Here is an 11,590-nt window from a genome sequence, read left to right on the forward strand (position 1 = left end):
GTTAGCTAAACCAGAGTTAAACGAAATCGCTTAGATTGAGAAATGTCTTGCCAGCAGCGCGCCGGTAAAACTCTTTTTCAGATAGAAACCGCGCGGCAGCGTCATGATAGGTTGCCCCTGTTCGCCGATGGCTTCGGTGAGCGCCTTGCTGTTGGCGGCTTTGGGGCGCAGCTGCAACACTTCGCCGTGGCGCGCGGTGATGCGCTCTACGTGGCCGAGTACGATCAGATCCATCAACTCTTCCCAATCGCGGCGCAGACTCTCTTCTTCTGCGGCGCTCGGGCTCCACAGCAGCGGCGAGCCGACGCGGCGTTCGGCCAGCGGGATCTGCCGTTCGCCTTCTACCGGTATCCACAAGACGCGCGCCAACTTGTGGCGAACGTGGCTGCTGGCCCAGGTGACGCCGCTGTTGCCGGTGAGCGGGGCGACGCAGACAAAAGTGGTTTCCAGCGGTTTGCCGGCGGCGTCGACAGGAATGGTTTTCAGCTCGATGCCCAGTTCGGGAAAGTCCTGCTCCGGTTTGCTGCCGGCCATGGCGCCGAGGTACAGCTCCAGCAGCATGCCCACCCAGCCCTTATCGCGCTTCAGATCCTTGGGGATCGGCAGCTGTGCGCGGTCGGCCAGCTCGCCAAAGCTGGCGCCGGCCAGCGCCTGAGCACGCTCGAACAGCTGCCGTTCATTTTCCGGCGGGGGCGGCAAAGGGGATAAAAACGCCATAAATCAAGCCTGTCGAATTTGGTTGAAAAACGTACTGCAATTATGCACGACGAACGATAACCGTCATCGCCTGGGGAAAAGAATAATAGTAGCATGATTTTACATGACTTTTTTAATTTCCTTGCGGGGGAGGCAATGCACTGGCGGGGCTTGTTCACCTGAAGCCACCGACAATAAACAGGATCTTACACCTATTTATCCACAGATTTATGGGATAACCCAAATTTTTACCGATCACTGGTTCAATTTACAGCCTTGACTCGGGCGGTTTTTTACGAATTTGTCCGTTTTGTGCGTAACTTGCTCGGATAATCTGTGGATAAAAACGGCGTTGGTGGATCTTTCGCCAGGGTAAGATCCTTACCGTGCATAGATCACATTTTTACCCTGTATATAATGATGCGGCATTAATTAAACATATGTTTTTAAAATAAATATGTGTTTTTGGGGGCGGTGGGGGATTTTGGGGTTTAAGAGTTGTACCGGCTTATCCCTCGAGTTCTGCACACACCTATCCACAGAAAAAGTGAATAAAACCGGCCCGAAAGGCTGGGGTATGTTTATAACTTTGCCTATATCTGTGAGTTATCCTAATGTTATCCGGTCCGCAGCGCCGTAAAGCAGTGGTTTACCGCCTGTAGCTTGTGTGAAACAATCAGGACATCTATGCGAATTTAAGCTTATCGAGGTAGTCCGGTGATCGATGATGATGGCTACCGCCCGAATGTTGGTATCGTAATCTGTAATCGTCAGGGGCAGGTCTTATGGGCCCGCCGTTACGGTCAGCACTCCTGGCAGTTTCCCCAAGGTGGGATTAACCCTGGCGAAACTGCGGAGCAGGCGATGTACCGTGAGCTGTTCGAAGAAGTGGGGCTGAGTAAAAAGGATGTGCGCATCCTGGCTTCGACCCGCAACTGGTTGCGCTATAAATTGCCGAAACGTTTGGTGCGTTGGGACACAAAGCCGGTTTGTATCGGCCAAAAGCAAAAATGGTTTTTGTTGCAGCTACTGTGCAATGACGCTGATATCAATATGCAGCGCAGCAGCACGCCGGAGTTCGACGGTTGGCGCTGGGTGAGCTTCTGGTATCCGGTGCGCCAGGTGGTGTCGTTCAAACGTGACGTCTACCGCCGGGTGATGAAAGAATTCGCCGTGACCGTGATGCCGATGCAAGAGCAGGCGGCGCCGCGGCAGGCCCCCGCTTATCGCCGAAAGAGAGGTTAAGTTAAGCCGACTATGCTCACGCGCTTGCGAGAAATTGTAGAGAAGGTGGCCGCGGCGGCCAGTCTGACGGATGCGCTGGATCTGCTGGTCAATGAAACCTGTCTGGCGATGGACACCGAAGTGTGTTCCATCTACCTGGCGGACAACGATCGCCGCTGTTACTACCTGATGGCCACGCGCGGGCTGAAAAAGCCGCGCGGGCGCACTATCGCATTGGCGTTTGACGAGGGCGTCGTCGGGTTGGTCGGCCGCCGGGCCGAGCCTATCAACCTGGCCGATGCCCAAAGCCACCCCAGTTTCAAATACGTTCCGCAGGTGAAAGAGGATCGTTTCCGATCCTTCCTTGGGGTGCCGATCATTCATCGGCGCCAGCTGCTGGGCGTGCTGGTGGTGCAGCAGCGCGAACTGCGCCAGTTCGACGAAAGCGAAGAGTCTTTCATGGTCACCCTGGCCACGCAGATGGCCGGGATCCTGTCACAGTCGCAGCTCAACGCCATTTTCGGCCAGTATCGCCAAACGCGCGTGCGCGCGCTGGCGGCTTCGCCCGGCGTGGCGGTGGCGGAAGGATGGCAGGACAGCAGCCAGCCTTCGCTCGATCAGGTTTACCGCGCGTCGACGCTGGACACCGCCAGCGAGCGCGAGCGCCTGACGCTGGCGCTGGAAGAGGCCGGCGCGGAGTTTCGCCGCTTCAGCAAGCGTTTTGCCGCCAGTTCGCAAAAAGAGAGCGCGGCGATCTTCGATCTTTATTCTCACCTGTTAAACGACGCCCGTCTCAAGCGCGAACTGTTCGCCGAAATCGACAACGGTTCGGTGGCGGAGTGGGCGGTGAAACAGGTAATAGAAACCTTTGCCGAGCAGTTCGCCAAACTGCAGGACACCTACATGCGCGAGCGCGGCAGCGACCTGCGCGCGCTGGGCCAGCGCCTGCTGTTCCACCTCGACGACACCACCCAGGGGGCCACCCAGTGGCCGGCGCGTTTTGTGCTGGTGGCGGATGAACTGACCGCGACATTGCTGGCCGAAGTGCCGCAGGATCGCCTGGTCGGCGTGGTGGTGCGCGACGGTGCCGCCAACTCGCATGCGGCGATTCTGGTGCGGGCGATGGGGGTGCCGACGGTGATGGGCGCCGACATCCAGCCTTCTCTGCTCAGCCAGCGGTTGCTGATCGTCGACGGTTATCGCGGTGAACTGCTGGTCGATCCTGAGCCGGTACTGGTGCAGGAATATCAACGGCTGATCAGCGAAGAGCTGGAGCTGAGCAAGCTGGCGGAAGACGACGTCGAGCAGCCGGCGCAGTTGAAAAGCGGCGAGCGCATTCAGGTGATGCTGAATGCCGGCCTCAGCCCTGAACATGAACAGCTGTTGGGCGGCCGGGTGGATGGCGTGGGGCTATACCGCACCGAAATCCCGTTCATGCTGCAAAGCGGCTTCCCTTCCGAAGAGGAGCAGGTCGCGCAGTACCAGGGCATGCTGCAGCTTTACCCGAGCAAGCCGGTCACGCTGCGCACCCTGGACATCGGCGCCGACAAGCAACTGCCTTATATGCCGATCAGCGAAGAGAACCCTTGCCTGGGCTGGCGCGGCATCCGTATTACCCTGGATCAGCCGGAGATCTTTTTGATTCAGGTGCGCGCGATGCTGCGTGCCAACGCCGGCACCGGCAACCTGGGCATTCTGCTGCCGATGGTCACCAGCCTGGAAGAGGTCGACGAGGCTAAGCGCCTGATTGACCGCGCCGGGCGCGAGGTGGAAGAAGTGCTCGGCTACGCGATCCCGAAACCGAAAATCGGCGTGATGCTGGAAGTGCCGTCGATGATTTTCCTGATCCCGCATCTGGCCGGTCGCGTTGATTTCATCTCGGTCGGCACTAACGACTTGACGCAGTACCTGCTGGCGGTGGATCGCAACAACACCCGGGTCGCCTCGTTGTACGACAGTTTGCATCCCGCGATGTTGCAGGTGCTGAGATTGATTGCCGAGCAGGGGAAAGCAGCCGGGTTGCAGCTTAGCCTCTGCGGTGAGCTGGCCGGCGATCCCATGGGCGCGCTGTTGCTGGTGGGTATGGGCTATCGTAATCTGAGCATGAACGGCCGCAGCGTGGCGCGCATCAAATACCTGCTGCGGCATATCGACCTTGCCGACGCCGAAGTGCTGGCGCAGCGGGTGTTGAACACCCAGATGACCACCGAAGTGCGCCATCTGGTGGCGGCGTTTATGGAGCGGCGCGGCATGGGCGGGCTGATCCGCGGGGGCCGATAGCCGCCGTGCGGTGTGATTTTTTTACAGAACTTTTCCCGCCCTGCCGGACCGGACCGCGCTAAGCCTATGTTATGATGCGCAACCTCAGCGCGGCGCATGCTCGTCGCCTTGCACACCACAGCGGCTAACGCTGCCGTTTGCAAGGCGCGGGATAATCTCCGTCGCCGCTTGGCACCTGCCGCCCCCGCATGGGGAAAAATAACAGACATGTTGTGGTGATAGATGAGCAATAGCTATCTGGCGTTTCCTAAATTTGATCCGGTCATTTTCTCCATTGGCCCGGTTTCTTTGCATTGGTACGGCCTGATGTACCTGGTCGGCTTCGTTTTTGCCATGTGGCTGGCGGTGCGCCGCGCCAACAAGCCGGGCAGCGGCTGGACCAAAGACGAAGTTGAAAACCTGCTCTACGCCGGTTTCCTGGGCGTATTCGTCGGCGGCCGCGTAGGCTATGTGCTGTTCTACAACTTGCCGCTGTTCCTGGATAACCCGCTCTATCTGTTCAAGGTCTGGGATGGCGGCATGTCGTTCCACGGCGGCTTGATGGGGGTGATTCTGGTGATGTTCTGGTTCGCTCGCCGCACCAAACGCACCTTCTTCCAGGTTTCCGATTTTATCGCGCCACTGATCCCATTCGGTCTGGGTGCCGGCCGCCTCGGCAACTTCATCAACGGTGAACTGTGGGGCCGCGTGACCACCGATACCCCTTGGGCAATGCTGTTCCCAAGCTCGCGCAGCGAAGACGTGGCCCTCGCCGCCGCCGATCCTTCTCTGCTGCCGCTGCTGAACCAGTACGGCGTACTGCCGCGCCACCCGTCGCAGCTGTATGAACTGCTGCTGGAAGGCGTGGTGCTGTTTATCATTCTGAACCTGTTTATTCGCAAGCCGCGGCCGATGGGCGCCGTATCGGGCCTGTTCCTGATCGGTTATGGCGCATTCCGCATCATCGTTGAAGCGTTCCGCCAGCCGGATGCCCAGCTTGGCTTGTTCGACGGCGTGATCAGCATGGGGCAGATCCTGTCCATCCCGATGGTGGTGGCCGGTGTTATTATGATGATTTGGGCGTACCGTCGTCGCCCGCAGCAACAACTGTCGTGAGGGACAAATGAAACAGTATCTGGATTTGATGAACAAGGTGCTCGCCGAGGGCACCCCTAAAGCCGACCGTACCGGCACTGGCACGTTGTCGATTTTCGGCCACCAGATGCGTTTCAACTTGCAGGAAGGTTTCCCGTTGGTGACCACCAAAAAATGTCATCTGCGTTCGATCATTCATGAGCTGTTATGGTTCCTGAACGGCGATACCAACATCGCCTACCTGCGTGACAACAAGGTCACCATTTGGGACGAGTGGGCCGATGAAAACGGCGATCTCGGCCCGGTGTACGGCAAACAGTGGCGTGCCTGGGGCGCAGCGGACGGCCGTCAGATCGATCAGCTGAGCAACGTGCTCCAACAGCTGAAGCAGGATCCGGATTCGCGCCGCATCATCGTTTCCGCCTGGAACGTCGGCGAGCTGGATCAGATGGCGTTGGCGCCGTGCCACGCGTTCTTCCAGTTCTACGTAGCGGACGGCAAGCTCTCTTGCCAGCTGTACCAGCGCTCCTGCGATGTCTTCCTCGGCCTGCCGTTCAACATCGCCAGCTACGCGTTGTTGGTGCACATGATGGCGCAGCAGTGCGATCTGGAAGTGGGCGATTTCGTCTGGACCGGCGGCGATACCCACCTGTACAGCAACCACATGGAACAGACTCAGCTGCAGCTGACGCGTGAACCGCGTCCGTTGCCGAAACTGGTGATCAAACGCAAACCGGCTTCGCTGTTCGATTACCGTTTCGAAGACTTCGAGATCGAAGGTTACGATCCGCATCCGGCCATCAAGGCGCCGGTCGCGATCTGACCTTAACCGCATCACATCAGGGGCGCAGCGATTGCGCCCCTTTTTTTATCCGCATTGCGCACCGCGCCGCATTTTTTTGTCGCCGCCTGCCGTCGTAGAGGAAACATTGCGCAGCTTGCCGCAGCGCTTGCGCATGTGGCTTTACCGCGTTGTTACGGCCCTTACACTGGCGGCATGAACGACAATACTCTCTCGAACATTGATGATCGCCAGCGTGGCATGACGTTGATTGAGCTGTTGGCGGCGATATTGATCGCCGCCATGCTGACCGGCTGGGGCGTCGGGCAATGGCGCTATCATCAGCAAGCGCTACGGCTGGAACATACGGCCCAACAGCTGCTGGCGTTTCTGATGCGCTTGCAGGCGGACGCCAACTGGCGTAACCGCACGACGCTGCTGTGGTTCAAGAACGGCACGCCCTGGTGTCTGGGCGGTGGCGTGCCGCCGCCGGATTGCGCTTCCGCCGAAGGCTCTGTCTTCTCGCCGTCTTATCGCGACGTTGCGCTGAGCGGCTACACCGGCAAAGAGATTGGGTTTTACGGTTTGCGCAATACCGCACAGGCGGGGCACATCCTTCTCAGCAACGATGCAGGCAGCCTGCGGTTGGTGCTCTCCGCCCGTGGGCGGCTGCGTTTGTGCAGCGAAGGGCAGCGGCTCAGGGGCATGGCGCTATGTTGACTTTAGAACGCGGTTTTACCTTGCCGGAGGTGATGTTGGCGTTGGTCTTCGGCAGCGTAATCGCGCTCGGCGCGGCGAAAACTTACCCGCTGTTGCGCCAGCAAAGCGTGGCCGTCGGCCAGCACTTTCGGCTGGAGTCAACGCTGCGGCAGTTGGCGTTCGGCATTGAGAAAGATCTGCGCCGCGCCGGTTTTTGCGCCGGGCAGTGCGCCGGCCGGCCGCTGCTGATCGGCCAGGCTGCGGGAGAAGCGGCGGGCAGCTGCGTTATCGTCGCCTACGACATTGCTCGCAGCGGGCAATGGCTCACTTCGGGCGAGGATGCAGGCTATTTCGGTTACCGGCTGCGCAATGGCGGCTTGGAAGGGCAGCGCGGCGTGAGCCAATGCGATGGCGGTGGCTGGGAGCGGCTACTCGACCATGACGAGGTGCGCATTGAGCGGTTTCATGTGGCGATAGAGCGGGGCAATCACGGCGCGACCTTGGCTCGCCTGACGCTGGCGGGGCGCTCCGCCAGCGATGCGCGTATCGGGCGCAGCCTGAGCGGGAGCGTCGAAATGGCGGCGCTGCCATGAACCGGCGCACCCAGCGAGGCGGTAGCACCCTGGCGGCGGTGATGCTGTTGTTGGCGCTCGGACTGATGTTGCTTAACGCTCAGCATCGGCAGTTGGATAACGCGCTGTTACTGGCTGCCGATCAGCAGCGTTACCTTCAGGCTTACAATCAGGCCGCTTCGGCGCTGAGTTGGGGCATGAGCCAGCGCTGGCCACGCGCTGAGCTGAGTGCGGCGGCCTGGTTATGCAGGCAGCGCGCGGAGCTGACGGCCTGCGCTCGGCTGTCTGCCAGAGCGGGCGTTGTGACGGTACGCGGCCTTGGCGAGATGCGCGGCGGTGAACCGCTATGGCTGTATCAATGGGGCACCTTTAACGGCGCGGAGGCCGCTGGCAAGGTGCAAGCACAGCCGGGCGGTCGGCTGGATTTTTGCCCCGAGAAAAGGCTGGCCGACTGTGACGGCTAACGCTCGGGCTGGACGGCTATCCCGCAACGGCTTCAGCCTGCCGGAAGTGTTGGTGGCGGCCTTGCTGTTCTCGGTGTCGCTGCTGGGCTTGTTACAGTATCATCAGGTGCTGTTGCAGTCGTTTCAGCGCCAGTGGCACTACCGGCAAGCCTGGGGGCTGGCGCATCAGCAGCTGGAGGCGTTTGCCGCCACCGGGCGGCTCGAGGCTGAACCGCTGCCGGAAGGGTGGCGACGCGAGACGGCGCTTGACGATGCCGAGAGTGATTGCCGCCGATTGACGATCAGGATCCAAACGCCGCAGCGGCAGTGGGCAACGCTGAGCCGCTGGTATTGCACCCGCTTTTAAGCCGGTATGTCTTTTGTTTTAAAGGAGCCTTGATGTTCACGGTTTATCATTCCAATCAGCTGGATTTGTTGAAAACGCTGACCAGCGCGCTGATAGCCAGAGATCCGTTGGCCGATCCTTTTCAACCGGAAGTGGTGCTGGTGCAGAGCCCTGGCATGGCGCAATGGCTGCAGATGCAGCTGGCGGAACAGTTCGGCATCGCCGCCAATGTTGCGTTTCCGCTGCCGGCGACCTTTATTTGGGACATGTTCACCCGGGTGTTGCCGGATATCCCGAAAGAGAGCGCCTTCAGCAAGGACGCCATGACCTGGAAGCTGATGTGGTTGTTGCCGGAGATGCTGACCCAGCCGGCGTTTGCGCCACTGCAGCACTATCTGACCGATGACGGCGACAAGCGCAAGATCCACCAGTTGGCCGGCCGGGTCGCCGACCTGTTCGACCAGTATTTGGTTTATCGCCCGCAGTGGCTGGAGAGCTGGCAGCGCGGTGAGCATATCGACGGTCTGGCGGAAGCTCAGCAATGGCAGGCGCCGCTCTGGGCGCGATTGGTGGAGTACACGCAAGAGCTGGGGCAGCCTGAATGGCACCGTGCCAATCTGTACAGCCGCTTTATCCACGCGCTGGAGCAGGCAAAAACGTGCCCGCCCGGTTTGCCGCCGCGGGTGTTTATCTGCGGCATCTCGGCGTTGCCGCCGGTCTATTTGGAGGCGCTGCAGGCGCTGGGGCGGCATATCGATATCCACCTGATGTTCACCAACCCCTGTCGCTATTACTGGGGCGACATTCAGGATTACGCTTTCCTGGCTCGCTTGCAGAGCCGCAAGCGCCGTCACTACCACCAGGCTCGTGAGCAGGGACTGTTCCGCGAGCCGGATGACGCGGCGCGCCTGTTTGACGCCGAAGGCCAGCAGCAGCTCAGCAACCCGCTGTTGGCCTCCTGGGGCAAGCTGGGGCGCGATCACCTCTATCTGCTGTCGCAGATGGAAGGGGCGCAAGAGGTCGACGCCTTTGTCGATATCCCGGCCGATACCATGCTGCACGCCGTTCAGCGCGATATGCTGGAGCTGGAAGACCATGCGGTAATCGGTATTACCGCGGAAACGCTGGAAAGCAGCTTCAGCAAACGTCCGCTTGATGAGAACGACCGCTCCCTCAGCCTGCATGCCTGCCACAGCCCGCAGCGGGAAGTGGAGGTTTTGCACGATCAGTTGCTGAGCATGCTGGCGCAGGATCCGTCGTTGACGCCGCGCGATATCATCGTGATGGTGGCGGATATCGACAGCTACACGCCTTACATTCAGGCGGTGTTCGGCAATGCCCCCGCCGAGCGCTACCTGCCGTTCGCCATTTCCGACCGTAAAGCGCGCCAGGCGCATCCGGCGCTGCAGGCGTTCATTTCACTGCTCGATCTGCCGCAAAGCCGCTTTACCTCAGAACAGGTACTGGCGCTGCTGGAGGTGCCGGCCCTGGCCGCCCGTTTCGCCATTGGCGAAGAGGGGCTGCGCCTGTTGCGTCATTGGGTCGGTGAATCCGGCGTGCGCTGGGGCCTGGACGACGATAACGTGCGCGAACTGGATCTGCCCGCCACCGGCCAGCATACCTGGCGTTTCGGCATTACGCGCATGCTGCTCGGCTACGCGATGGACAGCAATGCCGGCGATTGGCAGGGCATTTTACCTTATGACGAATCGAGCGGATTGGTCGCCGAGTTGGCGGGGCAGTTGGCGGATCTGCTGGCGCAGCTCAGCCACTGGCGGCAAATCTTGAGCGAAGCGCGCCCGCTCGAAGCGTGGCTGCCGCTGTGCCGGCAACTGCTGGATGCCTTCTTCGCTGCGGACAGCGACACCGAAGTTGTGCTGGCGCTGATCGAACAGCAGTGGCAGCAGGCCATCAATTTTGGCCTGGCGGCGCGCTATCCCGACGAGGTGCCGTTGACCATTCTGCGCGACGATCTGGCGGCGCGCCTCGATCAGGAGCGCATCAGCCAGCGCTTCCTCGCCGGGCAAATCAACTTCTGTACGCTGATGCCGATGCGTTCCATTCCGTTCAAGGTGGTGTGCCTACTGGGCATGAACGACGGCGTGTATCCGCGCACGCTGCCGCCGCTGGGGTTCGATCTGATGGCGCAGCAGGTCAAACGCGGCGACCGTAGCCGTCGCGATGACGACCGCTATCTGTTCCTGGAAGCGATTTTGTCCGCTCAGCAGCGGCTGTATATCAGTTTCATCGGCCGTTCCATTCAAGACAACAGCCCGCGCTACCCTTCGGTGCTGGTCACCGAGCTGCTGGAGTACCTGGAGCAAAGCTATTGTCTGCCGGGAGATGAGGAACTCAGCGCAGACGACAGCGCCCGGCGGGTTGGTGAGCACTTGCTGAAGTGGCACGCGCGCATGCCGTTCGCCGCCGAGAATTTCTTGCCGGGCTCGGAGGTGCAAAGCTATGCCGCCGAGTGGCTGCCCGCCGCCGATGGGCGCGGTGCGGCGCATCCGGCGTTCAACCAGCCGCTGCCTGCCGAAGCGCTGCAGCAAATATCGTTGGATGAGCTGCTGCGATTTTACCGCCATCCGATTCGCGCATTTTTCCAACTGCGGCTGGGCGTCAGTTTTATCCTGGAAGAGACCGAGCTGCCCGACGAAGAACCCTTCACGCTGGATAACCTCAGCCGCTACCAGTTCAACAGCCAGCTGCTGAATACGCTGATAGACGGCGACGATCCCGAACGGTTGTTCCAGCGGGTGCGCGCCGCCGGCGGCTTGCCCTATGGCGCCTTCGGCGAAATCTATTGGCAAAAGCAGCAGGAGGAGATGAGCGAACTGGCCGAGCAGGTGCGTGCGGAACGCGCAGAGAGCCATAGCCTGGAGCTGGATATCGATATCGCCGGCGTACGTCTCAGCGGCTGGCTGCATCAGGTGCAGGATGACGGCCTGCTGCGCTGGCGGCCCGCTACGCTGTCGGCGGTGGACGGCATATTGCTGTGGCTGGAGCACCTGGTGTACTGCTGCGCCGGCGGCACCGGCGAGAGCCGCATGTATGGCCGCAAGAATTCCGCCTGGCGCTTTGCCGCGCTGGCGCCAGAAGAGGCGCAGGCGCAGCTGGCGGAACTGCTGGCGGGCTATCAGCGCGGTCTGAGTCAGCCGCTGCTGCTGTTGAACAAGAGCGGCTGGGCGTGGCTAAGTCAGTGCTATCTGCCGGAAACGCAGGAAATCGACTGGGAGGAAGAAGCGCAAATTAAGGCACGCGCCAAACTGCTGCAGGCCTGGCAGGGCGATCAGCGCATTCCCGGAGAAGGGGAGGACCCCTACGTGCAGCGAGTGTTCCGCCAATTGGATAATGAATACTTGGCGCAAATACTGGCCGAAACAGAGCGTTATCTGTTGCCGGTGGCGCGGCATAACCTGGGGTAACAATCCCCCGGTGGTGCTGTGCGGCGGGAGGTGGTAAAAATAACGAAGGT

10 protein-coding genes are annotated in these 11,590 nt (G+C 60.5%); 9 read left to right on the plus strand and 1 reads right to left on the minus strand.

Annotated elements, in window-relative coordinates:
* Positions 1-30: 30 nt before the first annotated feature.
* On the minus strand, positions 31-717 hold the full coding sequence (mutH, locus tag ACJ8QI_RS20995) for a DNA mismatch repair endonuclease MutH (protein ID WP_197830806.1): 687 nt from the start codon (positions 715-717) through the stop codon (positions 31-33).
* Positions 718-1,413: 696 nt separating this feature from the next.
* Here mutH and rppH point away from each other — a divergent pair.
* The 9 genes from rppH to recC all read left to right on the plus strand — a co-directional run bounded on the left by rppH (position 1,414) and on the right by recC (position 11,540).
* Entirely contained in the window at positions 1,414-1,941 is a 528-nt protein-coding gene (gene rppH / locus ACJ8QI_RS21000; RefSeq protein WP_004931849.1) for an RNA pyrophosphohydrolase, read from the plus strand.
* Between the two features lie 12 nt (positions 1,942-1,953).
* Complete coding sequence (gene ptsP / locus ACJ8QI_RS21005) at positions 1,954-4,200, plus strand: phosphoenolpyruvate--protein phosphotransferase (RefSeq protein ID WP_038878700.1); 2,247 nt, start codon at positions 1,954-1,956, stop codon at positions 4,198-4,200.
* A gap of 222 nt (positions 4,201-4,422) precedes the next feature.
* Positions 4,423-5,295, plus strand: a complete 873-nt coding sequence (gene lgt / locus ACJ8QI_RS21010) for a prolipoprotein diacylglyceryl transferase (protein ID WP_015378920.1) — start codon at positions 4,423-4,425, stop codon at positions 5,293-5,295.
* A 7-nt stretch (positions 5,296-5,302) separates the two neighbouring features.
* Entirely contained in the window at positions 5,303-6,097 is a 795-nt protein-coding gene (gene thyA / locus ACJ8QI_RS21015; RefSeq protein ID WP_016929918.1) for a thymidylate synthase, read from the plus strand.
* Positions 6,098-6,271: 174 nt separating this feature from the next.
* The gene (locus ACJ8QI_RS21020) at positions 6,272-6,775 is read left to right on the plus strand and encodes a prepilin peptidase-dependent protein (RefSeq protein WP_442533028.1); all 504 of its coding nucleotides are present in this window, start codon (positions 6,272-6,274) and stop codon (positions 6,773-6,775) included.
* Positions 6,769-7,347, plus strand: coding sequence for a prepilin peptidase-dependent protein (locus ACJ8QI_RS21025; protein ID WP_070913907.1), 579 nt, complete (start codon positions 6,769-6,771; stop codon positions 7,345-7,347). The genes ACJ8QI_RS21020 and ACJ8QI_RS21025 overlap by 7 nt, the downstream gene beginning before the upstream one ends.
* Positions 7,344-7,790 (plus strand): YgdB family protein, encoded by a 447-nt coding sequence (locus ACJ8QI_RS21030; RefSeq protein WP_087763673.1) that lies wholly within the window; start codon positions 7,344-7,346, stop codon positions 7,788-7,790. The genes ACJ8QI_RS21025 and ACJ8QI_RS21030 overlap by 4 nt, the downstream gene beginning before the upstream one ends.
* Positions 7,780-8,136, plus strand: a complete 357-nt coding sequence (locus ACJ8QI_RS21035) for a prepilin-type N-terminal cleavage/methylation domain-containing protein (protein ID WP_442533029.1) — start codon at positions 7,780-7,782, stop codon at positions 8,134-8,136. Before ACJ8QI_RS21030 ends, ACJ8QI_RS21035 begins: the two co-directional genes overlap by 11 nt.
* A 32-nt stretch (positions 8,137-8,168) precedes the next feature.
* The gene (gene recC / locus ACJ8QI_RS21040) at positions 8,169-11,540 is read left to right on the plus strand and encodes an exodeoxyribonuclease V subunit gamma (RefSeq protein WP_442533030.1); all 3,372 of its coding nucleotides are present in this window, start codon (positions 8,169-8,171) and stop codon (positions 11,538-11,540) included.
* Positions 11,541-11,590 lie beyond the last annotated feature (50 nt).

The sequence above is a fragment of the Serratia sp. CY84636 genome, from assembly GCF_052166245.1.
Lineage (GTDB): Bacteria > Pseudomonadota > Gammaproteobacteria > Enterobacterales > Enterobacteriaceae > Serratia > Serratia nevei.